Annotated in this window: 31 protein-coding genes and 1 tRNA gene; all 32 read right to left on the bottom strand. The window is 58.9% G+C overall.

Going from position 1 to position 25882, the window contains the following annotated elements:
* Positions 1-220 precede the first annotated feature (220 nt).
* Positions 221-688: a phage holin family protein gene (locus H6B15_RS02945; RefSeq protein ID WP_204645909.1), complete on the bottom strand. Its 468-nt coding sequence runs from the start codon at positions 686-688 to the stop codon at positions 221-223.
* A 5-nt stretch (positions 689-693) separates the two neighbouring features.
* Positions 694-1602: a glycoside hydrolase family 25 protein gene (locus H6B15_RS02950; protein ID WP_243424245.1), complete on the bottom strand. Its 909-nt coding sequence runs from the start codon at positions 1600-1602 to the stop codon at positions 694-696.
* 76 nt (positions 1603-1678) lie between these two features.
* The gene (locus H6B15_RS02955; protein ID WP_204645913.1) at positions 1679-2053 is read right to left on the bottom strand and encodes a hypothetical protein; all 375 of its coding nucleotides are present in this window, start codon (positions 2051-2053) and stop codon (positions 1679-1681) included.
* Entirely contained in the window at positions 2050-4494 is a 2445-nt protein-coding gene (locus H6B15_RS02960; RefSeq protein ID WP_204645915.1) for a hypothetical protein, read from the bottom strand. The genes H6B15_RS02955 and H6B15_RS02960 overlap by 4 nt, the downstream gene beginning before the upstream one ends.
* A gap of 3 nt (positions 4495-4497) precedes the next feature.
* Entirely contained in the window at positions 4498-5052 is a 555-nt protein-coding gene (locus tag H6B15_RS02965) for a Gp15 family bacteriophage protein (protein WP_204645917.1), read from the bottom strand.
* Positions 5052-5510 carry a hypothetical protein gene (locus tag H6B15_RS02970; protein WP_204645920.1) on the bottom strand — a complete coding sequence of 153 codons (459 nt, stop codon included), beginning with the start codon at positions 5508-5510 and terminating at the stop codon, positions 5052-5054. Before H6B15_RS02970 ends, H6B15_RS02965 begins: the two co-directional genes overlap by 1 nt.
* A gap of 3 nt (positions 5511-5513) precedes the next feature.
* Positions 5514-6038 (bottom strand): hypothetical protein, encoded by a 525-nt coding sequence (locus H6B15_RS02975; protein WP_204645922.1) that lies wholly within the window; start codon positions 6036-6038, stop codon positions 5514-5516.
* Between the two features lie 2 nt (positions 6039-6040).
* Positions 6041-6454: a hypothetical protein gene (locus tag H6B15_RS02980; RefSeq protein ID WP_204645924.1), complete on the bottom strand. Its 414-nt coding sequence runs from the start codon at positions 6452-6454 to the stop codon at positions 6041-6043.
* A complete protein-coding gene (locus H6B15_RS02985; protein WP_204645926.1) occupies positions 6451-6906 on the bottom strand; it encodes a minor capsid protein in 456 nt (151 codons plus the stop codon). The genes H6B15_RS02980 and H6B15_RS02985 overlap by 4 nt, the downstream gene beginning before the upstream one ends.
* Positions 6907-7209, bottom strand: a complete 303-nt coding sequence (locus tag H6B15_RS02990; protein WP_204645928.1) for a DUF6751 family protein — start codon at positions 7207-7209, stop codon at positions 6907-6909.
* A gap of 13 nt (positions 7210-7222) precedes the next feature.
* Positions 7223-7573 carry a hypothetical protein gene (locus H6B15_RS02995; protein WP_204645930.1) on the bottom strand — a complete coding sequence of 117 codons (351 nt, stop codon included), beginning with the start codon at positions 7571-7573 and terminating at the stop codon, positions 7223-7225.
* A 17-nt stretch (positions 7574-7590) separates the two neighbouring features.
* Complete coding sequence (locus H6B15_RS03000; protein ID WP_204645932.1) at positions 7591-8448, bottom strand: hypothetical protein; 858 nt, start codon at positions 8446-8448, stop codon at positions 7591-7593.
* A gap of 3 nt (positions 8449-8451) precedes the next feature.
* Positions 8452-8991, bottom strand: coding sequence for a phage scaffolding protein (locus tag H6B15_RS03005; protein ID WP_204645945.1), 540 nt, complete (start codon positions 8989-8991; stop codon positions 8452-8454).
* A 173-nt stretch (positions 8992-9164) separates the two neighbouring features.
* Positions 9165-9410, bottom strand: coding sequence for a crAss001_48 related protein (locus tag H6B15_RS03010; protein ID WP_345941918.1), 246 nt, complete (start codon positions 9408-9410; stop codon positions 9165-9167).
* 77 nt (positions 9411-9487) lie between these two features.
* Entirely contained in the window at positions 9488-9625 is a 138-nt protein-coding gene (locus tag H6B15_RS03015) for a hypothetical protein (RefSeq protein ID WP_243424246.1), read from the bottom strand.
* A gap of 38 nt (positions 9626-9663) precedes the next feature.
* Positions 9664-11211 (bottom strand): phage minor capsid protein, encoded by a 1548-nt coding sequence (locus tag H6B15_RS03020; RefSeq protein ID WP_204645951.1) that lies wholly within the window; start codon positions 11209-11211, stop codon positions 9664-9666.
* A complete protein-coding gene (locus H6B15_RS03025; RefSeq protein WP_204645954.1) occupies positions 11211-12557 on the bottom strand; it encodes a hypothetical protein in 1347 nt (448 codons plus the stop codon). The genes H6B15_RS03020 and H6B15_RS03025 overlap by 1 nt, the downstream gene beginning before the upstream one ends.
* 32 nt (positions 12558-12589) lie before the next feature.
* Complete coding sequence (locus tag H6B15_RS03030; protein WP_243424247.1) at positions 12590-13831, bottom strand: PBSX family phage terminase large subunit; 1242 nt, start codon at positions 13829-13831, stop codon at positions 12590-12592.
* Positions 13818-14243, bottom strand: a complete 426-nt coding sequence (locus tag H6B15_RS03035; protein WP_204645958.1) for a terminase small subunit — start codon at positions 14241-14243, stop codon at positions 13818-13820. The genes H6B15_RS03030 and H6B15_RS03035 overlap by 14 nt, the downstream gene beginning before the upstream one ends.
* A gap of 31 nt (positions 14244-14274) precedes the next feature.
* Positions 14275-14361 (bottom strand) — tRNA-Ser (locus H6B15_RS03040).
* Positions 14362-14604: 243 nt separating this feature from the next.
* Positions 14605-15048, bottom strand: coding sequence for a DUF1492 domain-containing protein (locus H6B15_RS03045; protein WP_204645961.1), 444 nt, complete (start codon positions 15046-15048; stop codon positions 14605-14607).
* 413 nt (positions 15049-15461) lie between these two features.
* Entirely contained in the window at positions 15462-15698 is a 237-nt protein-coding gene (locus tag H6B15_RS03050) for a hypothetical protein (RefSeq protein WP_204645964.1), read from the bottom strand.
* A gap of 195 nt (positions 15699-15893) precedes the next feature.
* Positions 15894-16277: a hypothetical protein gene (locus H6B15_RS03055; protein ID WP_204645967.1), complete on the bottom strand. Its 384-nt coding sequence runs from the start codon at positions 16275-16277 to the stop codon at positions 15894-15896.
* Positions 16264-16416, bottom strand: a complete 153-nt coding sequence (locus H6B15_RS03060; RefSeq protein WP_204645970.1) for a hypothetical protein — start codon at positions 16414-16416, stop codon at positions 16264-16266. Before H6B15_RS03060 ends, H6B15_RS03055 begins: the two co-directional genes overlap by 14 nt.
* Positions 16403-16660, bottom strand: a complete 258-nt coding sequence (locus H6B15_RS03065; protein ID WP_204645972.1) for a hypothetical protein — start codon at positions 16658-16660, stop codon at positions 16403-16405. The genes H6B15_RS03060 and H6B15_RS03065 overlap by 14 nt, the downstream gene beginning before the upstream one ends.
* Entirely contained in the window at positions 16657-17058 is a 402-nt protein-coding gene (locus H6B15_RS03070; RefSeq protein WP_204645974.1) for a RusA family crossover junction endodeoxyribonuclease, read from the bottom strand. Before H6B15_RS03070 ends, H6B15_RS03065 begins: the two co-directional genes overlap by 4 nt.
* 257 nt (positions 17059-17315) lie before the next feature.
* The gene (locus H6B15_RS03075; RefSeq protein ID WP_243424248.1) at positions 17316-19544 is read right to left on the bottom strand and encodes an AAA family ATPase; all 2229 of its coding nucleotides are present in this window, start codon (positions 19542-19544) and stop codon (positions 17316-17318) included.
* Between the two features lie 12 nt (positions 19545-19556).
* Positions 19557-21158 (bottom strand): DEAD/DEAH box helicase, encoded by a 1602-nt coding sequence (locus tag H6B15_RS03080; RefSeq protein ID WP_204645976.1) that lies wholly within the window; start codon positions 21156-21158, stop codon positions 19557-19559.
* Positions 21158-21637 carry a DUF669 domain-containing protein gene (locus H6B15_RS03085; RefSeq protein ID WP_204645978.1) on the bottom strand — a complete coding sequence of 160 codons (480 nt, stop codon included), beginning with the start codon at positions 21635-21637 and terminating at the stop codon, positions 21158-21160. Before H6B15_RS03085 ends, H6B15_RS03080 begins: the two co-directional genes overlap by 1 nt.
* Positions 21638-21658: 21 nt before the next feature.
* On the bottom strand, positions 21659-22840 hold the full coding sequence (locus H6B15_RS03090; RefSeq protein WP_204645980.1) for an AAA family ATPase: 1182 nt from the start codon (positions 22838-22840) through the stop codon (positions 21659-21661).
* 1 nt (position 22841) lies between these two features.
* Positions 22842-24143: an AAA family ATPase gene (locus H6B15_RS03095; protein ID WP_204645982.1), complete on the bottom strand. Its 1302-nt coding sequence runs from the start codon at positions 24141-24143 to the stop codon at positions 22842-22844.
* Positions 24134-25882 (bottom strand): hypothetical protein, encoded by a 1749-nt coding sequence (locus H6B15_RS03100; RefSeq protein WP_204645985.1) that lies wholly within the window; start codon positions 25880-25882, stop codon positions 24134-24136. Before H6B15_RS03100 ends, H6B15_RS03095 begins: the two co-directional genes overlap by 10 nt.

Consider the following 25882-nt stretch of genomic DNA (forward strand, 5'->3'; position numbering starts at 1 on the left):
TACAAATCTATCTTATAGCTACTGTACAGCGCTCTATTGTTCTAAATTTTATCGTTTATTCGCACTTTTCATACAATCAAAAATATCAGAGATGAACAGCGTGGTAGTCAAAAAGTAGTCAGTAAATGTAGTCAGCTTTATTTAATTTTATGCGACCAAATATAAACGAAAAGCCCCCGACTATCTGGACAAATGGACCGGACAGTCGGGGGTATTTCATTCATTTCATTTCGTTATCAGTAACCTGATCAACTGCCTTTTTTCCTGCCGCCAGCATCTTGGTGAGCCAACCGGGCACCGGGGCACCCATGTCGGTGGCGTTCTCGGCGATGCTGCCCAGCTCCGTAAAAATGTACCATGCCAGGACCATGGGCAGGACCAGAGTGCTGTAATCGACAGAAAGGCCCGGCAAATGCTCCACCACCATAGCCAGTACACAGTCGGCCAGGGCGGCCACGATGACTACCAGGATCATACCTGCCTTATGCCAGATACCTGCACGGGCGGCGGCACTGGACCACTCCCCTTTTGCTGCGGCCGCCGCGCTGCCGCTGATCCAGTCGATGACCATGCAGGCCACCCAGGCCACGATCAGCCATCCCAGCCAGCCGAAGGCGGCCGTGAAGCCACCGCACAGGGCCACGATGGCCGTCTTGATGGCCAGGAAAATGTTGTTGGTGTTTTCCATTATTATCACCTCTCTACGTACTTGCTGTGGTACAGCCCCATCTCCAGCAGATCCAGCTGTTCACACCGGCGCATGAGATAGAAGGCATCGCCGGAGCTGACCGGCCCGATGGTCAGTGTCTGCAGATGCTTGTCCGCATCATTCCATACACTGTGATACAATCCCTGGGCGGTAAGCCCAAGATCGGAACACAGCTTCTGCAGATTCAGCGCATCCCCGATGGTGATAGGCCCAATGGTAACCAACTGCATCAGCGTGCTGGCATCCGGTTCCGGATCTTCCTCCGGAGCTTCAAAGCCGTTCAGCCCTGCGTCTTGCATAATTTTCGGGTAGTCCTTATACACCCGGTTGCAGTCAAGACTATCACCGAAACCGGGAACGCCCAAGGCATTACCGGAGCTGTACTGCCAGATGCCATATGGCAGCGGGCAGGTGCAGGAGCTGCCGTACTGGGCGCACCAGACGTCGTACTGCTTCAGCTCACGCCAGTTGAGCTTGTTGGCGATAAAGTCCCGGCTGGCATACAGGATACCATAGTAGCCAGCCGCCTCGATCTCGCCCAGGAATGCTTTGACGATAGCCGTGCGGGTGGCGTTAGACAGTGCCAGGATGCAAGGCTCGTATTCGATGTCAAATGCCACCGGCATACCGGGCTTCAGACCCTTGATGACCTGCAGGCAGCAACGTGCCTCCTGGATGGCCTGCTCCGTGCTGGTGGCATAGCTGTACCAGTAGCAGCCCCATTCGATGCCGTGCAGGATGCAGTTGGTTACATTACGGCGGAACTGAGGATCCTCCTGCTTGATGCTGCTGCCGTATCCGGCCCGCAGCATCGCGTGACCAATACCGGAATTTTTGACAGTGGCCCAATTCACAGTTCCCTGCCACTTGCTTACGTCAATTGCAGAAAACAATATTTTATCCTCCTCACTTGGATTTTAGGAGCCTGGCTCATTCCTCCAGCTTGATCAATCACCGTCTTTTTAACGCTCAACACTGGATGATATTGAACTTGAAATTTCTCCACAGACCGGTACTGCGATTCTTCCAGACGGCACTATACTGGCTCATGTAGGCGATGCAGGTTTCGGTGGCATTGCTGTCGCCGAACACCGGATGAGTAAATGCGAACTGTACCTTTCCTGCAAACAACCCCCGCAGATAGGCCAGTTCCTCATCGGTAAGATAGGCATAGGAAAAGCTCCAGGTACCCACTTTTTCTCGAATCATAAACCGGTGCATGACACCGCTCTCGTCCCGGCCGGCATCGCTGGAATCCAGGTCCGAAAAGCCGAATTCCGGTTCCGCATCGGGTGCGAGCATGGGCTGTCCATCCACCTGGTAAAAATCCACCTTCTGTCTCATACAAAGCCACCTCCCGTGATAATGGCCTGCTGGAGTCGGTACCGCTCCGCAGCCCGTCCGATGACCTCATCTCCTACCCGGATTCCATACACAGCTTCCAGAATCTGGTGAAGCACATCCGTCATTCGTTCCATCGCAACAAGCTCCCCATCCTGCATATCCTGCATAACAGCAGCCACCGCTTCCTGGATGGTGGACAATGGCGCTTCGATGTTGGTGCCGCTGCTCTGGTCACCCAGCACAGCCAGGAACTCCCGGTTGGGCGGGATGACCGCGCCCTGGGCCAGATACGGAATCTGTGGGGCTGTGATGGCAGAAAGCTGAAAGCCGAACGTAGACCCGCCGATACCGGGAACCCAATCCGGGACATCAAAGGATAGGCTTCCAACCGCGCTGATGACACGGTTCAATGCATTCACAATAGCCTGGATCATGCTGTTCACAAAAGCGATGATACCGTTGATGCAGTTCTTGATTCCGTTCTGAATACGGTCCCAGACGGCCAGCGTGGTATCCGCAATGGCATTCCAGGCGGCGTCCCAGTCCCCTTTGAACACAGCGGTCAGGAAATCGGCCAGTCCGCGCAAAAGGACCATGGCCGCATCGATGACATCCGCCACCAACCCCATAGCTGTTTCTACGGCCCCTGCTACTGCATTGAATACATCAGTAAACACCGGTCCGAAGGTAGAAATCAGCCAGTTGATCAGCGGGGCCAGAACATTGTTCCAGAAGGTCAGCAGCATATTTTGCACACTGCCGATCAGCAAAAGAAGGTCATCCCACAAAGGCTTTGCATGCTGGGACCAGAACTTGTCCAGGAGTGCAATAATGTTGGCCAGAATTGGCTCAATCACGGTGTAATACAGATTGCTGAAAATGGACAGCAGGTTCTGAAAAGCCAGGACAATGCCATCCATTACAGGCTGGCCATAGGTAGCCCAGGCGTTGGAGATGCCCTCCATCATCCCCTGCCAGATGGTCAGGATCACCTCCAGCGCCGGCCGCACCAGATTGTTGATGGCATCAGTGAGGATACCGCACATCCACACAAAGTCGGCAGCAAAAAGCTGAATAGCCGTGGATACAGTCCCACCCACAATGGGAGCAAATGCCTGGGAAAAAGAATTGATCACACCAGGCACAAAGGTTCCTGCCAGATATCCCAGCAAAGGCTGCAACGCATTGGTCCACAGCCCTGATGCAGCCGCCTGGATCTGGGGCCACACAGCCAGGGCAGTGGCCTTGATCTGTTCCCAGGCCGCGCTCCAGGCGGCAATGGAAGGCGCCAGAGCGGTTGTGAAGGAATCCCAGAACGCCTTCACCCGGTCCATCAGAGAAGCAAATCCCGCCCCGGTCTGGTCCACAAAGTCATAATTGGGGGAAGTTGCGCCCCCGCCACCTCCTCCGCCGGAGCTGTCCGCCTGCGGCGCGTCCAGTCGGTTGATCTCATCGAATCCGGCCAGGCTGCGGGTGGCCTTTTCCGTCTGCTTGGCGGCACTGCCGGCGGCGCTCCCGTAGCTGTTCATTGCCTTGGCGCTACTCTTCATGGCCCCCAGGCTCTTGCCGGTGATCAGGCTGATGAACCGTGCCAGGTAGCTGATACCGGTAGCCAGCATATTGTTGATGTAGGCAAGGGCATTGCCCAGCGCCTGCACCAGAGGAGCGGCGGCCACGCTGGCAGCCCCCTGCAGGTTGGCCAGGCTCTGCCGGAAGGTGTCGCTGGACTGCATGGCCTGCCCGAACCAGCCCACCATTTTGGTAAGGGCCGAAGAAATGATGTTGAACAGCAGCGCACCGGACACAATGCCGGAAAGCCGTGTTCCGAACTTCTGCATGGCAGTAGAAGCTCGGGTCACATCCTTGGCCGCAGAACCTGTTTTCTTGGCAGAACCGGCCTTCTTCTGCCTTTCATAAGCTGCGGATGCCTTCTGTACAGCGGACTGTTCCTGCCCCAGCTGCTTCTCCAAGACGCCATGACGCTGCTGCAACTCCGCAACAGACTGCACCTGTTTCTGATATTCCGCCTGGATGGCCGCTGCCTTTTCCTCCTGCTTGGCCAGTGTTTGCACCAGCCGGTCACTCTCTGCATACAGGGATGCGTTCTGTGCCTGGGTCCGGCTGGCTGCCACGCTGGCGACATTGGCCTCGGACATAGAGGGGAACTCCTGCCGCACCTGGACTGCATTCTTGGCTCTGGCATCGTCCAGCTTGGCGTTCACGTCCTCCAGAGCCCGGGCGGTGGCTTCAGCTTCCTGCTTTGCTTTGGCCAGGTCATCCCCCAGCTTGGTGCGTTTGCCCGTTGCCTGGGAGATCTGCTTGTCCAGCGCACTGATCTGCTGGGCCGTGCTCTTGGCCTTGGCCTGCAGGGCTTTCAAATCTGCCTCGGCCCCTTTATTGTTCACCCGGGTATCAATGATGATAGAGCCGTCTGCTGCCATACACTACACCCCCAATCTGCGGAAGAATTCTTCCTCTTCTTTGGTCAGGCGCGTCACCGGCCCGATCAGTTCTTCATTTTCACGGGCAAAGGCCCGCTCGGCCTTGTCCAGTGCCTGTCCCCTGGCCCGCTTGTCCCGGATAGCAACCACCTGAGCAAACAGACCCTTGCCGATGTTCTGGAAGGCCCCCACAAAATCCCACCAGTGCAGGTAGGCGCAGGCCCGGCAGCTATACCCCAGAACCTTGTCCACGGCCGGGGCGATGAGCTGCACGTCGGTGTCCCAGTGGACAAGGGCGATGCGTTCTGGCTGATTTTCCGGAAGCGGACGGCCCAGATTGATGAACTCCATGGCAGCCCGCAAAGCCCCCTCAGCCCCCATATCAGACAGCTTTTCGTATTCCGGGAAAAGGATCTTCAGTAAGGTGGAAAGGCGCCATGCCTGGGGCATTTCTTCGTCCTGCAGGGCGTCAATGGCATCCAGCACGGCGCGGAAGTCACTGCGGATGGCAAAGGTCTGTCCGTCCACCTCCACCGTGGTGGGAAGTCCCCAGCCCATCAGCCGGGCAGTACCTGGCCGGGTGCCAGGCCTTTGGCGGTCCCATCATAGGGCGCGGTATGGGCTTCGGCGCGGCTGCGTACGGCCTTGGCGCCGGCCTGCATGGATGCCTCGATCACGGGGCCAATAGCGTCCAGAACATGCTCCAGGACGGTGGCACCATCACCACACACACCGAAGCAGGACTGCCCGCCGAAGAAACCTTCCGACACCTTGGCGCCGAAGGCATAGTCGATGCAGGACTTGATCCGCTCATCCGCCTCCTGCAGCACGTCCAGGATGGTATCCTCTTCCGCATTGTGTGCCTTTTCGGTCAGGGAATTCACTTCTGGCTGAACCTTCTTCCAGCGGGCCGCAATACCGGGGTCAGCGGGATTGAAGCGAACAGTGCCGGTCACGGTACCGTCCGGGAGCCGGATGTCATAGCTTTTGAGACCCAAGTCAATGTTCAGTTCCATGGATCATTCCTCCTCTTTGGCAAAAGTGGGCTTGCCCTCCGCCATGGTCACGGTGCCCAGGTCGGTATCGTTGGACAGATAGACGGTCAAGGGCATATCCACATAGGAAGAACCGCCCAGGCTGGTGGGCACGATGGTGCAGCCCTTGTGCAGCTCGGCAGTGAAAGGGCCGGTGGTGGCGGTGCCCAGATAGCAGTGGACCACCAGCACCTCGAAGTTGCCCAGTTCGCTCAGTGCCTTGCGGCGCTCGATGTCCAGGATTTTCTCGCTGAGCTTGTTGCCGCCCCGGATGGTGTTGGGGTCCAGTTCCTGGGTGGGCTTGGCCGGGGACACGGTGGTGTCGGACATCCCCAGGATATCGGTGGTCTGATCCACATCGTGGTTGTATTCGATGCTGGAATCCTCCACGCCGCGGCCCAGGATCTCCCACTCGGGCGATCCGCTGGTGGAGCCCACGTTGACGAAGGTCATCAGAAGTTTGCGGTCGGCCTTCTGGCCGCTGGTCAGATTGATAGAAGCTGCTGCCATTGTCATACCTCCTCAAGGTTCAGCTTGATCTGCAGCTGGTAGCGGGCGGCATTGGCGTCCGCTTGGGTAGGGACACCCGCGTTGGATGCCTGAATTTTCGTAACGGTATACCCGGACACTTCCGGGTAATCATGGAGCCGTTCCTGCCCGCGGATCCAGGCGGACAGGCGGGCAAAGAAATCCGCCGCGCTCAGATTTGGGGCAATCGCCGCCCCGAAGGGCAGCTGTGCCACAAATACCAGGTCATACTCGGCCATGTCATACCCCAGCACATCGGTCTTGTGGCTCTCACCGCCGGTGCGCAGGGTGTATTCGGTGGCTTCGGCCCCCAGATAGTTGGCGTTGAAGCGGTCGTGCTTGTCGATGAGCGGGCATTTGTCCCGCAGCCACTTTCGGGTGGCGTCCAGTGCGTTCACGGTGTGGCCCTCCCTCCGGCCAGGGCAGCGGCGCCCCGGATGATGTCATCTCCGCGCTCGGCCTTCATGCGCTCAAACCAGAAAGCGCCCCGCTCCGGCGCGCCGTTGTAGGTCAGTTTGCGGCCGGTGGGGTGCTTTTTCTTTCCGGGCGGTGACCAGAACCCCGCCAGCTCTCCGGCTTCATACCGGGGAATGTTGGGACCGTAGACCTCGCTATAGTAGAGATACCGGGCGTACGGGGTGGCATACACCACCATGCCCTGCCCAATGACCGATGCGGTGATGGCACTGTGCTTGAGCACACCGGTGGCAAAGGGCACTTTGGGGTCGCACAGGCGGATAACCTCGCTGTCGATGAACTTCTGCACCTTTCCGCCGGGTTTCAGCCCCCGGACTTCCAGAGCGTCCTGCAGGCCGTCCAGATCCAGGCGCGCATTGTACTTGATAGGCATTTATTCCGCCTCCAGATAGATATGAGCTCCGGGCCTGCCCCGGTTGTCGCGCACGACGGTCACGGTGGCCGTCTCACTGCCGCAGGCGATCTTGTCCCCCACAGCCACAACAGTGTCCCCGGCGCTTTGAGGAATGCGGCACTTGTACACGCAGCGTGCCGCCATGCCTTCCTTGCCCGGTGTAGCGGCCCGGCCGCCGTACCAGCTGCAGCCGTGGAAGGTTTGCTCCTGCTCGGTATCGCTGTCACTGTCTCCATCGTAGCCCAGATGGGTGATGGTGACAGTCCTGTTACACCCCTGCATGGGTCCACCTCCTTCACACAAAGGCATGTCCGGCAAAAACCAGCAGGTTTACCGGCACGGTGAGGTAATCAGCCAGCAAGCGTCGCAAAGCTGTCCGGGATTCCGCTCCGGTGACGCGGGTCTCGCTGTATCCGTCATTGGAAAAGCTCTGTACCCCGTCGGAAGAGAAGTTCCCCGCGGCCAGTGCGTCGATGAGGGCGCATTCGCAGTCGCACAGCGCATCGGCCATGCAGGCAGGCGCATCCCGCGCCTGCCCCATGGTTTCATGGTCGATGATGTACGCCGCCTTTTTGGCCTTACGCTCATACTCATCTTGCGGCAGAGTCCCGCCGTTTTCCTGGTACTTGCCGTAGGTACTGTACATGGGCGGCTCCTTTCCGGTTAGCCGGCGGCCACCTTGCGCACACGGGCAAGCGCGGCGTTGGCCACCTTGTAGCCGGTGTTCATCTCCACCTGGGCCTTGGAACCGACGAAATTCTCGGAATCCACGATACGGGCAGTTTCAAAGTTGGTGACCACCTTCAGGGTCTGGTGGTAGTACATGACATACTGCACGGTGGAGCAATTCACAGTCTTGAGCGTGCCGGTGCTGTCGTAGTACTTGATGGAGCCGGTCAGGCCGTTGGCTTCCACAAAGAGCATCCCCAGCCAGCGGCCCACGTTGCCGGTCTCAGCAATGCGGTCGTTGTGTTCGGGGGTGAAGTCCTTGCCGGCAGCCAGCAGCACCTGGGCATAGAAGTCAGGGCTGCACATGACAACATCCACGCGGCCCTTTGCCTTGATGATCTCGGCACGGGTCTTGACGATGTCATCCTTCACATCGGTGATAGCGGTGGTCAGAGTGGCAGCGGTGCCCTCCTGCACCAGGCAGCCCAGTCCGGACTGCATCCAGCCTTCGCCGCACTCCTGGGTAGCCACTGCCAGCTGCTCCTCTGCCAGATTGAAGGAAACGGAAGCCGCCTGGACGCCGTAGATCTTCTTGGACTTCTGGAAGTTGTTGTTCAGCTGGATGGGGATCAGAGTATCCGCCGTCGCTTCATCCGTAAAATCGCGGCCAGGCTTGCCCGGCTCAGCGGCGGAGGTGTTCAGCTTGTGGACAAAGATCTGACCCGCCGGGCCGAACGTGAATTCATCGGAGCAGGTCACACCGGGAACCAGGACCGGGTTGTAGTAGAGGTTGGGCTCCAACGTGGAGGCGTACTGTTCATCCACGTTCTGGTTATTGTACATAACAGACATACGTTATTCTCCTTTCGGATGATAGAAGGGATTGTTCTTGTACTTGTTGTCCAGGAAGGACTGGTTGGAAGAAGCAGGCGCCTGCCCCTTGCCGCCCACGGTGACGGTGGGGGCGGCCTTTTCCGGTGCGAAGGCGCCGGGGTCGGATTCCTTGTAGGATTTCAGGTAATCGTCAAAGCCCAGCAGCTTGCCTTCCTGCAGGGGCAGCTTCTTGGCCTTGAGGTCGGACAAGAATGCTCGCTTGGCGCTATCACTGGAGAACTGCACCCCGGAGACAGCTCTCTCTGCGGCAAAGTCGTGCTGCAGCTCTGCCACCTGTGCCTTTGCATCATTCTCAGCCTTTTCGGCTTTGCTTCTCCATTCGGGGTCATAGCCTTCCAACTTCTTGTTGGCTTCACCCAAATGGGTGCGGGCGGTATCCCGCTCAGTGGTCAGGGTGGCGACCTGCTGTTTCAGATCGTTCATTTCGGCGCCGTTCATGGCGAACACCTTCTGTACCTGATCGTCATTCAGCCCCAGGGCTTTGAGGTCTTCGGTTTTCATACGGATCTCCTTTCTCTGATTGCAGATAGCCTTGATAAGGCGGTCGGCTCCGCCAGTCTGTGCGGCTGATAAGTCCCGCCGCCGGGCAATAAAATTGCCCGCCCCGGCCTCCTGCGGCCAAGGTGGGCATACAATACGCCTTTGCAGTCGAGTGCAAAAGCGCATAATCCGGATCAGACAGAGATGCCTTCCATCTCCGCCCGCACCTCCAGGGTATCCAGATAATTCTGCATGGGTTCTACCTGCTCTTTCAACAGCTTCAGACTGCAGGACGGTGTAAAGCCAAGCGTTCCAGCCTGCCATTTTGCGATCATTTTGCGCAACTTTTCCAGCCGGATTTTCACCTGCCAGTATTCAGCCTTGAACCGGTCCTTGTAGTCGGAACTGTTCATCAGGTCGATAGTATCTTTCAGTTCCACATTCTGCCTCCTTGAATTTTGCATGAAAAAAGCACGGTGCGGTCTGCATCGTGCTTTGGCATATGGCGTTTTTCCGGTCAGATCAGCTCGATCTTCGCGATCTCCGGGGCAAAAAGTTCAAAGATGCCGATGGAAATACTTTCCGGGTCCGGCTCGTTGTCCAGCGCGGAAGTATAGTCGTAGGCACGCCCCTCGAACACTTGTCCGTCTTTCAACGTGATGCGAACATTTTTACCGCTGTATTCCCATAGCTTCATGTCTTTCTTTCCTCCATGGGAACCACATGGGTCCCCCGTTTTCCGTAATGAATTGCAAAACGATGGGTAGGCGTTGCAATTCCGGTTTCAGGGTTCACAGATTCGCCAACAAGGTGGTCTGCCGTCACAAATTCTTTGTGCGTCCAGTTACCATTTCCGTCCAGCTTCGGCTCCCCGGTACCGCTGTACCTGTCCACCAGCCGCTGCGCATCTTCCATCGTTCCATACAGGAAGCTGCGGTTGCCGATGTCGCGTCCTTCTTCCCGGATGTGCTTGCGCTGGTGCCCCGCATTCAGCGTCTTCGGCGTTTCCGCAGAGCGGATCACCTGCAGCGCCTCTTCTCTCTTTTGAGTATACTCCGTTTCGGCCTGCTGCACAAGGCGGGTGGTTTCCCTGGCCTGCGCATACCCGAACCCGGACACCTCGGTACGGGCACCGTCCACCTTGTCGCCGGTGGCTTCGATGAAAGCGTTCAGCTCCCGCCGGGCATCCCTCAGCCGCAGGGCTGTAGAGGTGGTGTCCTGTCCCGCTACTTTCTCGGCCAGGAAGCGCCGCTTATATTTGCGCACCGTGCGTTCCAGGGCACGCCGCATCTGGCGGATCTCGTACCGGGTGTACTGCTTCCCGCCATACTCCACATTCCTGGCGTTCAGCTCCTCCAGGCGGTCCGCGGTATAATTGGGCACCGAGATCCCAGGGAAGAACGGGTAAAAGTTGTGCCGGCAGTTCCACCCGCACAACCCCGGCCCCGTTCCGTAGCCGGTGGCTGTCTCGAAGTCCTCATACCATACGCCCTGGTACAGAATCGCTCCGCCGATGTGGTAGACCTTGCCTTGCCAGAGGGCGTGTTCCGGGCGGGCCCCCTCATGGGCCGTGACCTCCACAAACTCGCAGCCCATCTCCTCGGCGCGGGCCAGCTGCAGCTTAGCTGCCGTCTGGTTCACGCCAGTGAGTACCGCCCGGCGCACCGCCACTTCCAGGGTGTCGGTGTGGCCGCTGGGATAGGTGACGCCGGGCATGTGGTCAGCCAGGTCATCCACAGCGCTCTTGATGGCCGTATTGTAGTCGAAGGCCCCGCTGGATACCTGCAGCCACGCCCTGTCCAGTCTGCTTTCAAAGGCGCCGGTCACGGTGGCGGCCGTGGTGGCCGTCAGGTTCTGCCAGGTGCCCAGGGTCTGCTGATACCCGGCATTGAGCAGGTTGTTCAGCGGCTCACTGTCCTGCACCGGGGAAGGCGTAAGCCCTGCCGCCCGGTAGATCTCATCATCCGCCGCCAGTGTTTCCAGACCGGCATCCAGGAGCAGCTGCCGGATATTGTCACGGCTCCGGTCGCTGTATTTGGCCAGGGTGTCGGTGACATCCTGGCGCACGGCCTGCACCTGTTCCAGGCGCCACGCCTGCCACGCGGCGGTGGGTGCCAGTGGGTCCAGCTCATCCATGGCCTTGATCCGCCGGGCCACATCCTGCAGAATGTCATCTTCTACATTCTGCCACAGTTCCACCAGTGCATCAGGCAGGTTTTCCAGATAGTCAGGTGTCAGCATCAGCGGCTACCGAAGGTCAGCACGTCAGGGTTGGAAGGTGGCATCATCTGCCGTGCCTTCTCTTCATCCACGCCGAAGTACCACGCAAGCAGCTGCTCCGGTCGCAGGTAGTTGGCCTGTGCCAAGGACAGCCGCCGCTGAAACTCCACACCGGTATCCTCGAAGATGCTGTCCCCGAAGCTGACCGCCGGTTCAAAGTTCCCCGCCGGGGCCAGACCGTACAGACTGGCATAGATGTCGAACCAGTACAGAACATCCAGCAAGCCGGTGGTCAGCCCCCGGTCCTGGATGGCCTTGATGGTGTTGTAGGTGGTGCGGTCCTCGCTGATCACCTGGGTGGCGGTCACGCGGCCAGTCTTGGGGTCGATGGCAAATGTTCCCGCACTGAATCCCACCTGCATTTCCAGAAGGCGCAGCAGCGTTTCAATGCCATTGCGATACTGCTCAAACCGCAGGTCCGGGGTGTAATCGTCCCAAGGATGCGTGTCCGGCATGTCCATCGTCATAAACAGGTCGCTGGCCAGTTCCTTGAACGGGATGGCCGGTTTCCCGTTGACCGGGTCTTTCATGGCCGCCACCCTGTCGATGATCATACGACGACGGCCGGTTTCCCGCTCCCATACAAAGTCACCATAGGCAGCATCCAGCTGCCGGATGGTGTCTGTGGCGTTGGCGTACAGGCTCACCGGGTAGGCACTGCCGTCCACCGTGTTCAGCATGGGCATCCGCAGCAGGCCGAAGTGAGGGCGATCCACGTTATGGATGGTCAGATCTGCTTCCAAGCCTGCCCAACGCTCCACCTTATCCAGGGCGATCTCCTCCCCCAGAAGCCCAACGGACTGACGGCGGAAGGCCCGGTTGGTGATGTGCAGACCTTCGGCGGTCATATCGAAGTGTTCCACCCTCACCGCCCCGGTGCCGTCACCGAGATGGTCGAAGTCAGTGAAGTATCCGGCATCCAGACGCCGGTTGGGTCCCCACCGTTCGGGAAAGATGCGGGACCGGGGAATCACCTCTGCGTACAGGCTGCCGCCCACCGCATATGGCTTTACGGCTGCCATACCGCCAACACCCGCCAGCTGTACCGCCTCATACAGACAGGGCAGCAGGTTTTGCTGTGCCTGTGCCTGGATCCAGTCGGCCCTGGCCCCGGCCCCGGCGCTCAGAGTCAGTTCGCTGGTGGCCAGGGTAGCCATGTAGGCGGTGACAGTCTGGGCCAGCTTCAGACTGTGGGGAGGCTGGTCGGTGAGATAGAACAGCTTGTCCCATTCCTGCACAGCCTGCTCCATAAGCGAGGACATATCACAGCCCAGAGCGCGGGCGTCCCGCAGATTCAGCAGTTTCATGGCCATTCCTCTCAATGTCTTAAAGATGTTCATTACGCACCTCGGCGTTTCCAGATCAGCTCGGTGGCATAGCGCACCGCATCGATATGGTGGTTGTTCAGATCCGGGTATCCGGGCAGTACATCGCCGGTGCGGGGATCCCGCTCATACTCATACTCCGAAAATTCCCGGGCTGTGTCGGGGCACCGGTTCTGGTCAATGACGATGCCCGCCAGACCCTGCAGCCACTTCATGCTGGCCGTCACGCTGCCAGGACCCTTCTGGGCGGCACGGCAGGAAAGGCCAAACGCCCGGTAGTCCCCAACGCTCTTGGGTTCAGCAGAATCGGCGGTGATGAAGTCTGCCCCGGTCAGCCCCCGCTGCAAAAGCAGGTCGGCGGTGTCCCGGTTGGAGGTGCGCAGCCGGGTCAGCTCATCCAGAATATAGAGAACGCCCCGGGCGGCATCGTAGTGTACCGCGTTGTAGGCCCAGGGGTCCGGATACCAGCCCCAGTCCACACCATACAGCGGGCGGTCAAAGCTGCGGAGCTGTTCCTCCGGGATGGATTCCAGCCGCAGGTTCTCGAATACGGCGGTACCGCTGCCCACAACTTCCCCGCCGTACTCGTGGCGGTAGGCGGTGGGGTTCGTTTCCTTCAGGTGTTCGGCATCCGCCAAAAATCGCGGCCCCAGCCAGGCGGCCGGGGTCGTTTGGTAGGTGGAGTGATGCACCAGCTTGCCCGGGCGGTTGTCCAGGGCGTAGCGATTGACCCAGCTGCGGGCCGAAGCGGGCGGGTTGAAACTCTTGAAAGTCAGGGAGTATTCGCCGCCGCGCAGACAGCTCTGCTCCACGTTGCGCACCTGTTCGGCGCCATCGAACTGATCCAGCTCCTCGAACCAGAGCAACCCCACATACCCGCGGGGCACTTTCAAAGATTTGAGCTTGCCGGGGTCATCCAGGCCAAAGAAGAGGATCTTCTGCCCGGTAGGCCGGTAGACACATTCCATCGGGCTGACGGTGCACCGGAAGTGCCCGCCCAGGCCCAGGGCGTTGATGGCCCAGCAGATCTGGGCGTAGACGCTGGTGCGCAGGGTCTTGTCCACCCGGCGCAGCACCACCGCATTGCAGTCTGGACGGCGCAGCAGCTGCAGCACCAGCTCCACGCTGATGTAGCTGGACTTGGCAGAACCTCGGCCGCCCTTGGCCAGCAGCTCATCCACCTTCCCCGCCTTGATCTGCCGGTGGACATCAAAGAAGGCGGGCGAGATCAGCTCCGACAATTTACAGGTCGTCAACGATCCGCACCTCCCCGTCGGTATCTGCGGGGGCCTTTTCATTCCACCCAAAGTTGCACTTCAGACTGAACTGGGCGCCGGTCGTCCCGTTGCGGTCGAACAGCCGTTCTTCGGCGTAGGCTTCGCACCGGGCCTTCGCGCGTGTTATCGTGTCCACAAATTTGGGCTTTGCCTGGTAATTGAGCAATGCCTGACGCCCAGTAAAACCCAGCGCCAGGGCCAAGCCCGTGACGGTGGGCGGGTGCGCCCCCACAATGACCGGTTCCCCGTACTTGTCGGTGACGGCCTTCCCCTCATCATCCAGAAGGGGCGTTCCCTCGCAGGCGGTGAAGTAGGCGTCAATCTTCGCCTGCATCTCTTCCACCGTCTTGTACTTCGGCGGACGTCCCGCTCTGCTCTTGCCCGACGCCATAGTTCACCACCTTTCACGAGTATAAGTCTATTGGCGGAGCAGACAGGATTTGAACCTGCACAGCCTCTCGGCTCTGACGGGTTAGCAACCCGTTCCCTTACCGTTTGGGTACTGCTCCAAATTTGTGAAGGTGTAAACCTCCGAATGGGCCAGGCCTTTCTTTCCGTGCAAAATCAGGGCATAAAAAATCCCCCGACCAAAATGGTTGGGGGTACCGGCATTCCAACCGGTGGTGGGTACCTTATGTCGCAGCGATGCGGAGCGGCTTGGCCGCATTCCCGCACAGGTCCCGTGCTGCAGGAGAGTGTTTATGGTCCAGACGCAAATAGCGTGGCCCCTTTCCATGCACCTTTCGACGATATCATAATACACCATACAAAGGTGAACTGAGGGGAACAATTTCCAGATTGGCAAGAGCTTTCTTGTGCTGACTTTTTACCCACCGATCTGAGATGTACATCCGGTTGGCTGTCTTCCATACCGGGAGACCGTCTATATAGAGATACTGGAGCACTTCCCTCTGCATTGGATCCTTCAGGCGGTTGATAGCTGCCTCGATTTCCTGGCGGATTCTCTGTGACTTTTCCAGCTGAGCCACCAGCTCTGCTTGGTACGCTTCCAGGATCTCGGTGCCTTTTTCCTGTTTGCTGCCGTTCCGGCTTCCGCCACCGGCGACGGGTTGCAGAGCCTGCGTGGTTGACTCTGTGCGGCTGCGCACAGCACGGATCCTGTCCCGCAGACGGTCTTCGACGCGCAGGGCTTGGCGATACCGACGAAGCCAGCGTCGCTTTTCGATGTCAGTCATCGCATCGCCCCTTTACAAAACTGCCTCCACCTTATCCTGAACCAGAAGGAAAACGGTTTGCACTCGCCCGGCTTTTTGTTGCAAAGGTCATCCCTCTTGCATACCCTGCAGGGACAGTCACCGAAACGCCTGTCGGCCTGGCTCTTTCTTTTTTGATCAGACAATATGCACCCCTCCCCCTTCAGTTTTTCAGTACATCAGACGTTTTCCCCTGGATCACTGCCACAATACGGCTTACACGGCGAAGAACCGCGCATCCATTCTCCCTGCAGCCGCGCTCGAATCGGCACCCCAAGCATGCCCCGGGAAGACCTTCAGCCTTCACTCGATGCAGCTGCTGAGTATAGCTCGGAACCGTTTCTTGAGTTCGTGCCCCGGGGCGGAACCTGGAGTTTTTCCATGCCATTTTCACATTATTCATCCTCCTCATCCAAATAGATCTGGCCTTCCAGTTCCTGGTAGGCGTTATACAGGTTTACGATGGCCCCGAACATAGCGTCCAGAAAGCCATCCGGGGAATTGGGCGAATCCGTCATGGCGGTATGAACCGCATCCACACAATCAATGGCGCATTTCAGCTGATACATCGGTTCATCCAGGTCAAAAGCAGTGACAGCTTCATTCAGTTTATGGCTCGCGTTTTTCTGCATGATTTTTCCCTCATAAAGCGAATTGTTTTGATAGCGGTTCGTCGAAAGGCTGTTATAAGGGGACACGCTCTTACTACTTTCCATCCGTTCCTATTTTCCCATCACCTCCATAATCTGTTCCAGCACTGCAACGAGCTCCTTGTGATTGCCCATCTCCGGCACTGCCAGCAGCGCTTTCTTCATAGTTCATCGGCATCACTCCTTTGCCTTAAAATGATTGCAGAAATAGAAGGGTGTAATCTCCATGCCGGAGCAAGGGCAAACCAAAAAGCCCTCCTTGTTGAAAGTTGCCTTTTTTTCGTATTTGCAGTCTTTACACCGCCCAATCGGCGGGGCTGCCCTGTTATTCCAGACTGCTATGGCTTCCTGCTTTTCCTTGTGATACCAACTGTTCATGTTGCAACCGGTGCATGTCACGACATACCCATGACACGGGTCGAAGTCCGCGCTAGGATCGCGTTCAACGTAGCTCAGTTTTGCAGGGTTTCCACATCCGCACGGCAGCACAATCCCCTGCCGAGTACATTCTTCCTGCGCCTGCCGGTCGCCCAGCAGTGCGCGGCGTTCAAGTTCCATCATTGTCTGTACCCTCTTCCCGCCGCCTGATTGTTTCGTCGTATGCAAGCTGAATCAGGCTGTCAGGCAATCCATATGATTGCAATTCCCGAATCAGATGGACATCTTCAGGTTCGGTTTTTCTTAAATCAATCTTTACCATGGCTTCCCACCACTTCCCCATCCTGGGTTCTTCTCCTCTCCTTGCCGACTACTGCCACCACACGGCTCACGCTGCGCAGGACTGCGCAGCCCCTGATAGCACAGGAATTTTCAAAGCCGCAGCCGGTGCAGGCGCTCGGGCGTTCCTCAGTGACAAGGCGTTGCAGCTGGGCCGTCAGGCCGGACGGCAGCGGGTCATACGGTATACAGCAGCTGTTGACTGCGTCAAAGGTCAGGTTTTTCACAGTGCTACCACCTTCACGAAGATCCCGGGAACATCCGCCCAGAATTTCTCGCTGATTTCGCTGCATACCTGGGCGTCATCGCGCCAGAAGTGCAGACGGGTCATTTCGTCTTTGAGGGCCTTGTCCAGGTTATCGGTATCCGGCTTGGTCGTTTTCCACTCGCCGTCAGCGTGGCGGTCATCAGACGGGAAACACCACTTGACCAGAAGCCTCACCGGACCGCCAAAGGGCTTGTCCGGCGCGTAGGGTGCCAGAGCGGCGTGGAGTTTTGCGCGGGCGTCCTTCAGTTCGGGACTGTCGTGCAGCACCGCGCAGGGCTTGCCGCCCCGCATGAAGGCGTGCAGATCCTTGTCGTGATGGGTCACCGTGGGTGGGCGCATGGGAAGAAAAAATTGCATGGATATTTCTCCTTTCTTTTGGCCAACGTGTTTGGGAGGGGGTTCCCCAATGTATGGGGGCTGTGTACGCCCCATACTTGGGGACACCCAAACACAACGCAGTTGTTTTGTATATATATATAAGGCTATTTACGCACTGCAATTTTGCAGTTTATAGCGGCATTTTTCGCTATTCACAACATTTTTGCAGTTGCACAAATAGCGGCTATAATTGCAGAATTATACATCTCGTACACCAAAATAATACATTCTGTATTTTACCCTTTGTAACCAGGCTCTTTTCGTCCTACCTTTTCGCCATCAATCCAGTAACCACCGTCCGCTTTCAACCGGTTTTTGACAGTGCGGGGCTTCAGGTCCATATATTGGGCCATGGCATAGACCGTGACCTCGCCGTCCATGGTGCAGGCCTCAAAGGCACTGTCCAGCTCCCTGCTGCGCTTCTTTGCCTGATCCTCCCTGCCCTTGTCGCTCCACCGTTTTGCCGCCCCTCTGGCACCTAAGGTCTTATAGTCGCTTTCGGGCTGCAGGTCCTCCAGAAGTCCATCGTCCAGCTTGTGGACGGGGTAATCGAACCACAAGTTCACGGGGTCGAAGCGGGCAAACTCCCGCAGGGTTCCCTCGATGCGCCAGGCTGTCCGGGCCGTAGCCTTTTGGGAAGCCTGCTCGATGGCTGTGTCCAGCGCCCGCCGGTCGGACAGGGACAGGTTCTCCTTGCAGATCTCCAGCATACGGGCACGGCTGAGGGCATCTTCCCGGGTGTAGGCATCCTCCAGTCCCCGCCGGTCCAAGGCCACAGTGCAGGCCGCGCAGGCAGCCCGGTTTCGCAGCTGCTCCCGGATGGCATCGGTGGGTTCCAGCTCGGTCATGTCCAGCATGGCGTCTGGGTCCCGGGCGAAGACGCCGGAGCCGGATGCGCGGTCCATGCTGCGCTTTCCGCCCTGGGCTCCCTTGCTGTGATGGTGGCAGTAGATCACGGCACAGCCCAGCTCCCGGCAGACCAAATCGAACTGGTTGCAGAACTTAGCCATCTGATCGGCGCTGTTCTCGTCGCCGGTGATGACCTTGTAGATAGGGTCCAGGATGATGGCGATATAGTCCTTTTTGGCAGCCCGCCGGATCAGCTTGGGGGCCAGCTTGTCCATGGGCACGCTGGCGCCGCGCAGGTTCCACAGGTCGATGTTCCCCACATGGCCGGGCGGCAGGCCCAGGGCGTCGTATACATCCCGGAAGCGGTGCAGGCAGGAGGCCCGGTCCAGTTCCAGGTTGATGTACAGCACCTTACCTTGGGCGCAGTCGAACCGACCCAGCCAGGGAACGCCCTCGGCGATGCAGATGCACAGCTCGATGAGGGCAAAGCTCTTGCCGGCCTTGCTGGGCCCGGCCAGCAGCATCTTGTGCCCCTGGCGCAGTACGCCTGCGATCAGCGGCGGAGCCAGTTCCGGCATGGCGTCCCAGCTGTCGGAAAGGCTTTCGGTTTCGGGCAGATCATCGGTAGCCGACTCGATCCAGTCCCTCCATTCCTGCCAACAGGATTTCCCGGTGTTTGTCTCCAGCAGGAACTGCTTCTGTCCGTTACGTGTAATTCCGGGCATCCGTGACAGGCGGCTGGGATTGCGGTTCTGCTGGTCGATAACCAAACCATTTTTCTTACACACTTCGTACAGGTAGTCCACCCGCTTGCGGTATTCGGTGTAATCGGGAGCATCCACCTTTACAATGGCGTGCAGACTCTTTTTGCCGCTATACACAAGGGCAGCCAAAGGCAATTCCAGCTGGTGCAGGATTGCGGCTTGCCGGTTCAGATCCTGTTCATCGGATTCGACCAAAGCATAGCGGTACTCGGTGATGTCGGCATCACGGCGCCCTTGGCCGTTTACCGGGTTAAAACAGATCCAGGCGCCAACCTCGGGATCATAATCTCCCAGGACCTTCCCCAGTTCACCGCCACACTTCTCCAGCTCTGCAATAAGCTGCTCCGCCGTGCGGTCCCAGTGTCCCTTGGTGGGGCGGCGCCGGTCTTTATCCATAAAACTTTCGGTGACATAGGCTACATGGTCCGACGGCTCGTACAGGGCCCGCAGGTATTCAATCAGCTGGGCTGCAGGGTTCCAGGGCGTGTTGTCATCCGGGATGGCCAGGTCAGGTACATCCAACCAGTGTGGGTCAACCACCCTGCCATCCGTTGGTGCGTCAATAACGTCATCCCAGTCCAGCGCATGTCCTTCCGAACCTGACCACCCATGGTCTCGTGCTATTTTAAAAATGCTGTTCTCGGTAACAGGGGATGCGCTCCCGCGAAAGCTCTCCCATTTTCGGGAGCATTCCCCCTTATGATACCGGCTACCATCCTGCGCACTCCACTGCTCCCACATAGTTACAGGCAAACCTGCCTGTTTAAGCCCCATGCCAACGGTCAGCCATTCCTGATACGTACAAGACGCCGGGGACAGGAAGTCCAGCGCCTGACGGAGATCTTCATTCAAGTGCTCACCACCTTACACAAAATTCGGGGTATATGTCTTGGGGTCAACTCCCTTTGGCGCCCCACGCCAGCCTCCGGCGGCGATACGGGTGATCATATGGGAAGCCTGATCAAAGGTCCAAGTGCCCACATGCCGGAAGCCGTACTGCTCCAGGCGGCGGATCTGCTTGGGAGTGGACATTCCCTGTTCCTGGCGCTTGGCCAGGCGATCCAGCAGCAGGCTCGCCTTGCCGGCGGTGTCCACGGCATCGGGCAGGATGCCGAACTTCTCCAGAGCTGCCGTCTGGCTGTCTGTTGGCGGGGCGCTCTCCCAGCCAAAGGCCGGCACATAGCCGGACAGGTCCTCGGCCTGGATGCTCATCTCGTACTGGAGAGGATCCACCAGCCTGGCACGCTTACGGCGCTGTTCGGCCAGCTTCTTGGCCAGGGCTTCCTCCCGCTGGAGGACCACATCGGCATTTGCTTGCTGTACTGCTTCTTCCAGGTCCTTGGGTTCTCCGCCCGCGGCCAGGTTGTCGGTCATCTGCACGGCCACCTGGTGGTCTTCGCAGATCAGGTCGGCGGGGCGGCACAGTTCGTGCCGGTCGGTGAGCCAGAGGAAGTCCAGCAAAAGCAGGTCCTGTTTGCCCGTTTCGGGGCTGAGGCGGGTGCCGCGGCCCACCATCTGGCTGTACAGGCTGCGCACCTTAGTGGGCCGCAAAACCACCACACAGTCAACGCTGGGGCAGTCCCACCCTTCGGTGAGCAGCATACTGTTGCACAGCACGTTGTACTTGCCGGCGGAAAAATCCGCCTGGATCTCGGCCCGGTCAGGGCTTTTGCCGTTGACCTCGGCAGCCCGGAATCCGTGGGCGTTGAGCTTGTCCCGGAACTTCTGCGAGGTCTTGATCAGAGGCAGGAACACAACGGTTTTGCGGTCGCGGCAATAGTGGGACATCTGCTCGGCGATCTGGTCCAGGTACGGGTCCAGGGCGGTGCCAAGGTCCTCAGCGGCAAAGTCTCCGCCACTCATGCCCACAGTGGAAATATCCAGCTTCAGGGGGATAGTCTGGGCCATGATGCGGCACAAGTACCCGTCCCGGATGGCCTGTGTCAGCTTGTACTCGTAGGCCAGGGAGTCAAACACCTCGCCCAGGTTGCGCAGATCGCCACGGTCGGGGGTGGCAGTGACACCCAGTACCCGGGCATCGCCGAACCAGTCCAGGATGCGCCGGTAACCGTCGGTGACGGCATGGTGGGCCTCATCCACGATGATGGTGCCGAAGTACCGGCGGTCGAACTGTTCCAACCGCTTGGGGCGCATCAGGCTCTGCACGCTGCCCACTACCACCCGGTTCCAGGCGGTCAGGCAACTTTGCTCGGCTTTTTCCACTGCACAGGTCAAACCGGTGGCTTTGTACAATTTGTCGGACGCCTGCTCCAGCAGCTCGCCCCGGTGCGCCAGGATCAGCACTCGGTCCCCCGCTCTTACCTGGTCCTCAGCAATTTTGGCAAACACGATTGTTTTTCCGGTTCCTGTTGGCAGTACCGCAAGCACACGAAGGCGCCCACTATCCCACTGGGCGTGAACGCCTTCTCGTGCTTCCTGCTGGTACGGCCGCAATTCAGCGGCCATCAAAACGACCCCTGTTTCCAGGAAGTAGCTGCCGGCGCGGCCTTGGGTTCAGGCGGCGGCAGGAACTTCGTGATTTCATTGCTGGTACCAGGATTGCCGTCCTTCTTGGTATATTCATGGATTTCAAGATGGCAAAGTCCCTGGGAACCGACAAGCGCGTCCCAGCGCGGGCGCAGTTTCTCACCATGCTTACGCTGGCCGATGCTCTCAAAGAAGGCACAGAGGAGGCCTTCGGTGCGAGTGTGCAGGTAGAGGCGGTGGGTCACATATGCATCCCCCTTGTCGCCGCCATGAACCGTGATGGACAACTTAGCCATAGAGCAGGGCGGCAGCTTGGCGCTTCCATCAAAACGAGCCCGCTCGAACTTGGTGACAGTGAAGGGATAATCACCGTCCGGCAAAAGGACATAGTCGGGGCCGTCGTTCTGGATTTCATCGTCCCAGCCAAAAGCGCGGCCGGTGTTTTCTTCGTATGCCATAAGTATAAATCTCCTTTCGTATCAAAACGGAACGTCGCCAAAGTCTTTTACCATCTCGTACACCGCATCCCAGGCACCCACCAGGCAGCCTTCCACAAAGTCTGCCGGATAGTCCCGGATGGGCATATCTTCGGGGAAGTAGCCCTTCTGGGCGACCACCTTGCGGATGTCGGCTTCCTCAACCTTGTTGGCCACCATCAGCGCACGCAGGTTGTCGGGGATACCGGCGTCCCGCAGGTTGGCGTCCAGCCTGGCGCGGTAGCTGGCTTCCACCTCTGCAGGATCAAGGACAGGGGCCGCGTCCGTAGGCTTCGCAGTCGAAGTCGGCGCCGGTGCAGCAGTAGCAACGCTGGGGGAAACCGAGGGCGCGGGGGTCGTCCTGCGGGTCGGCGTAGGGTTTGCGGGTTCATCCTCCACCATCACAGGGCGGCTTGCGGTCGCAGGGGCGGCGGGCGGCGCAGTGGCAGGCCGGACGCTGCCGGGCACCACCCCCGCGATGGCCCCATAGTCCAGCGGCAGTTCATCGGCCAGGCCGAAACGGTTCTTGGCGTCCCAACAGGCGTGGTGGGTGGTGTACATCACCCGCCGCCCGCCGCTGGCCTTGTTCTTTGCGTTGGGGCCGCTGCCGGATTTTTCCACCACCGTCTTGTAGTTGGCGAACAGCAGCATATCGCACCATTCCCGAAGCAGCGGTGCCACCTGCTTGGTGGTCTTCATCTGCCAGCGGTCGTAGTTGCCAACGGCGTCTGGCTGCTCGAACTTGGCGATCGTGGCGTGGGCCAGCACCACCACGTTGCGACCGGTGGCCACAACCTCTTCCAGCTGGTCCAGCAGGCGGCCGAATTCCTCCTTAACGTAGACGTAGCCTTTGCCGTAGCCGAAGCCTTCCAGCCCGTCCACCTTTGCCTTGGCGCAGATTGAGCGGATGCACAGCGTTTCGGCCCAGTCGGCGGTGTCCAGCACCAGGGTGGTACAAGGAACGCCACCCCGGGCGGCTTCGGCCACTTCGTCCAGCAACATCGCCCAGCTGGTGGGCCGGGGCAGCCGGCGTACGTCCAGGCGCTTGGTGCCGCCCTCGGTGTCGATGAACACCGGGTCCGGGAACCGCGCCGCGAAGGTGGACTTGCCGATGCCCTCCGGCCCGTACAGCACGACCTTAACCGGCGCGGGGATGGTCCCCCCTGTGATCTGGTATTTGCCCATGTCAGAACTCTCCTTTCATCCACTGCCTGGGGGTGGTTGCCTCCAGGCGGGTCTCGGTATCCTGGCCGCGCACGCGGCCGTCCTCAATGATGATGCGGCACTCGCCGCCGGTGCTCACCCGGGTGGCAATAGCCTGCAGGCCCTCCCCTTCCAGCCAGGCACCGAATTCCCGCAAGGTGCGCAGGTCCATCTGCTCCAGCTTGTCCAGCAGCACAAAGCCGCAGTTGGGGTTCAGCTTCCGAACGATGGCCGTGGCCACACGCAACTGGTCACTGCCAGACATATCATTCCACTGGTGCCCGTTATAGGTCAGTCGGCCATCATCGACACCAAGGCCCGGAAGCGGCAGGTCCGCACCATTGAGCAAAGCAGTCCTCTTGGCGCGCAGGGCATTGATATTTTCGGTCAGCTGCTTATACTGTTCAGCCAACTGGCGTGCCTCATCCTCTGCACGCGCCTTGTCCATATTGGCACGAACCTTGCGGTTCGTCTCCTCGATGTTCTGCAGGTCGGCTTCCAACTCAGCGGTACTCTCATCCTGCAGATCAGAAGCAGACTTTCGAGCTGTTTCCAGATCCTGCATAGCCTTAGAACATGCCTCACTGGCTTCCCGCAGCTGCTCTGCCAGATTGTCAACCTTTTGCTGCAGCAGGTGCACCTGCTGTTCCAACTGCGCGGCAAGGTCCCGTTTGCGCTGGTTTTCTCCGTTACGGGCCAGGATGTCCTGTTGACGTCGAATCAACTCTGTGGCGAAGATGGGTGCAGAGGGAGCTTCCGGGTACTCCAACATCTCGTCGGCATAGTGCTGTTTACTTTCAGCGATCTGGCCGATGGCGGTGCGTTTGTCGTATACCTGCTTGATTTCACGATCAATGCAAGCCAACATGTCCCCCACGCCGATGATCTTGAGCAGCGTGTCGGCCTTTTCGCGGTCGTTGGCGTTCATAAACCGGGGCAGGTCCAAGGCCAGGGCCTCCACGAATTCGTTGAGCAGCTGCTGGCCTGCCCGCTTGCCGGTGGGGTCGGTAACAGTCAGAGCGCTGTTCTTGCCTTTGCGCTCCACGATGCAGCCGTTGGAGAGTACCACCCGCAGGTGGGCGGGGGCGTTGGCACCGTCCCGCTGGGCGGCCGCCGGGCGGAACTTATCCCCACCCAAGGCCCATGCGATGGAATCCAGTACGCTGGTCTTGCCCTGGTTGTTGTCACCGCCAATCAGGGTCAGACCGTTTTCGGCGGGGATGATTTGAACCGCCTTAATTCGCTTGACGTTTTCGGCCTCAAATTGAGTGATTTTCACAGACATGACATGATCTCCTTCTGGGTCTGGGCCCATTCTTTATTGATACGGTCGACGGCTTCAACCCGTTGCAACTCGTCCATTTCCGCCAGGAAGGGGCGGACCATCTGCCAGGCCGTGTTAATTTGACGTCCAAGCAGTATGATTGCATCCTCGGCATTGCGGGCAGAGATTTCCCTCTGTTCAGTCAGCTTGGCGGCAAGTACTTCCTGCGCACGGGCCTCGGCGCGGCGATTGACTTCGTCCTCATCTACTACAGCGGCCTCGATGGGACGGGCTTTCAGATCATCGTTCTCGGCTTTCAGTCGGTCGCCCCTCAGTTTGACGGCCTGCAGGGCATCCCGGGCGCCGTCCCTCTCCTTGCGGGCTTCGTCCCGGTCGTGCTCGGCGGCCCTGGCGCGGGCGTCGGCGTTTGCGGCGCGATTTTCTGCGGCAATGCGGGCCTCGTTGGCCTGCTGGCGGCGCTGCTGCTCATCGGCCAGCAGGGCGCTGGTGCCTGCACTGGACTGCTTTTCGGCGGCAAGGGCCTGCTCGGCTTGCTTCCGGGCGGTCTGTTCGGCCTTCAGTTGGGCCATGATCTCCTGGATGCGTGCAGAATCCCCTTGTCCGGCAGCCTCCAATACCTGCTCGGCAGCCCCCTGGCGGGCAATTAAGTTGATATCCTTTTTCGTGAGAGCTGGAAGATTTTTTAAATCCGCAGCAGTTGCGGATTTAAAACCGTCTCCATTTTGTACCATCGTGCGTGCACTTCCTTCGCTGATTCCCTTGCTTTGGTACCAGGAAGTCCATGTCCCGCCGCCGTATCTTCCGGCTTTTGCAGTAAGAGCATGGATGCGCGCCATGTAGATGCAGGCAACCAGAAATTCATCTTGCGCACGGCCATAATGCAGATTAAACTGTTCATCTGCTTCTGCTGCCTGCCCGGCAAGATCGCCCAGCGCCGAGAAGTCAAAGGTAGGGACATTCATGTCCTTAGCTTCCAAAGAGACAGGTCCAGCAGTGGACAGGCCTTGTTCGGCAGCTCCAGCATCCGCACGGGAGGCGGGGGCCGGTGAGGAATTCGGGCCTTGCGTGGAGGATGATTCCGACAATGGCGTGCTTGCATCCGCCCCGCTCTCCGAGGTGGTCGAGATTTCCACCCCCCTGGGCTGCTCTTTCACAGCACGCTCGACCGTGGTCGCAGCAGCATCCCCAGTCGGGGCAGCGGTCGTTTGGCAGTTGCATGTGGTATCCGTCCTTTCGATGTACTCCGGGCAGGTGACAGTCAGGCAGGATTCTTCTGCATTGGCGGGACACTCTTTTGCGCAGCCATGGGCGAAACAGCTTTCCCGCCCACATGTTTTGCACATGCAATCCGGCTCGCTGCATTCGTCCACGATCTCCGGCGGCTCGGAGCTGGCGGGCAAGCTCTTCTCGCCTTCCGTCTGGTAGCTGTTGCATTGGGTTACGAGATTGCCGCAGGCTGTGCAGTTGTGGAAGCAGCTTTCATGACATCCCGTACAGGTACAGGTGGAACACAGGCATTCGCTGGCGGTATCCTCTACCTGTTTCCATCCTTTCACTGCGGCCCAGTTCTCAAGTTGGGCTTGCAATTCGTCCTCCGTCCAGGCCCCAGGCGTGAACGGGGCGATCATGCTGCTCAAAGACCACGTCTCGGAAATTTCTGCGCGGCACATGATCGCAGGCGCCCCCTTATATTCCCTCACGGCAAACACAGTGCCGTATTGTGTCTTGTATTGCTTCAC

The organism is Gemmiger formicilis, from assembly GCF_016900095.1.
Classification (GTDB): Bacteria; Bacillota; Clostridia; order Oscillospirales; family Ruminococcaceae; genus Gemmiger; species Gemmiger formicilis_A.

Bases quoted from the DNA above. Each gene is read 5' to 3' on its own strand.
- H6B15_RS03055 (WP_204645967.1), bottom strand. From the start codon at position 16,277: ATGATGGAACTTGAACGCCGCGCACTGCTGGGCGACCGGCAGGCGCAG.
- H6B15_RS02955 (WP_204645913.1), bottom strand. From the start codon at position 2,053: ATGAGACAGAAGGTGGATTTTTACCAGGTGGATGGACAGCCCATGCTC.
- H6B15_RS03000 (WP_204645932.1), bottom strand. From the start codon at position 8,448: ATGTCTGTTATGTACAATAACCAGAACGTGGATGAACAGTACGCCTCC.
- H6B15_RS02990 (WP_204645928.1), bottom strand. From the start codon at position 7,209: ATGCAGGGGTGTAACAGGACTGTCACCATCACCCATCTGGGCTACGAT.
- H6B15_RS02965 (WP_204645917.1), bottom strand. From the start codon at position 5,052: ATGGGCTGGGGACTTCCCACCACGGTGGAGGTGGACGGACAGACCTTT.
- H6B15_RS03050 (WP_204645964.1), bottom strand. From the start codon at position 15,698: ATGCAGAAAAACGCGAGCCATAAACTGAATGAAGCTGTCACTGCTTTT.
- H6B15_RS02995 (WP_204645930.1), bottom strand. From the start codon at position 7,573: ATGTACAGTACCTACGGCAAGTACCAGGAAAACGGCGGGACTCTGCCG.
- H6B15_RS02975 (WP_204645922.1), bottom strand. From the start codon at position 6,038: ATGGCAGCAGCTTCTATCAATCTGACCAGCGGCCAGAAGGCCGACCGC.
- H6B15_RS03020 (WP_204645951.1), bottom strand. From the start codon at position 11,211: ATGCTGACACCTGACTATCTGGAAAACCTGCCTGATGCACTGGTGGAA.
- H6B15_RS02985 (WP_204645926.1), bottom strand. From the start codon at position 6,906: ATGCCTATCAAGTACAATGCGCGCCTGGATCTGGACGGCCTGCAGGAC.
- H6B15_RS03060 (WP_204645970.1), bottom strand. From the start codon at position 16,416: ATGGTAAAGATTGATTTAAGAAAAACCGAACCTGAAGATGTCCATCTG.
- H6B15_RS03035 (WP_204645958.1), bottom strand. From the start codon at position 14,243: ATGGCGTCGGGCAAGAGCAGAGCGGGACGTCCGCCGAAGTACAAGACG.
- H6B15_RS03025 (WP_204645954.1), bottom strand. From the start codon at position 12,557: ATGAAACTGCTGAATCTGCGGGACGCCCGCGCTCTGGGCTGTGATATG.
- H6B15_RS03070 (WP_204645974.1), bottom strand. From the start codon at position 17,058: ATGCAATTTTTTCTTCCCATGCGCCCACCCACGGTGACCCATCACGAC.
- H6B15_RS03090 (WP_204645980.1), bottom strand. From the start codon at position 22,840: ATGGGCAAATACCAGATCACAGGGGGGACCATCCCCGCGCCGGTTAAG.
- H6B15_RS02970 (WP_204645920.1), bottom strand. From the start codon at position 5,510: ATGGAACTGAACATTGACTTGGGTCTCAAAAGCTATGACATCCGGCTC.
- H6B15_RS03095 (WP_204645982.1), bottom strand. From the start codon at position 24,143: ATGTCTGTGAAAATCACTCAATTTGAGGCCGAAAACGTCAAGCGAATT.
- H6B15_RS03085 (WP_204645978.1), bottom strand. From the start codon at position 21,637: ATGGCATACGAAGAAAACACCGGCCGCGCTTTTGGCTGGGACGATGAA.
- H6B15_RS02945 (WP_204645909.1), bottom strand. From the start codon at position 688: ATGGAAAACACCAACAACATTTTCCTGGCCATCAAGACGGCCATCGTG.
- H6B15_RS03005 (WP_204645945.1), bottom strand. From the start codon at position 8,991: ATGAAAACCGAAGACCTCAAAGCCCTGGGGCTGAATGACGATCAGGTA.
- H6B15_RS03045 (WP_204645961.1), bottom strand. From the start codon at position 15,048: ATGACTGACATCGAAAAGCGACGCTGGCTTCGTCGGTATCGCCAAGCC.
- H6B15_RS03080 (WP_204645976.1), bottom strand. From the start codon at position 21,158: ATGGCCGCTGAATTGCGGCCGTACCAGCAGGAAGCACGAGAAGGCGTT.
- H6B15_RS02960 (WP_204645915.1), bottom strand. From the start codon at position 4,494: ATGGCAGCAGACGGCTCTATCATCATTGATACCCGGGTGAACAATAAA.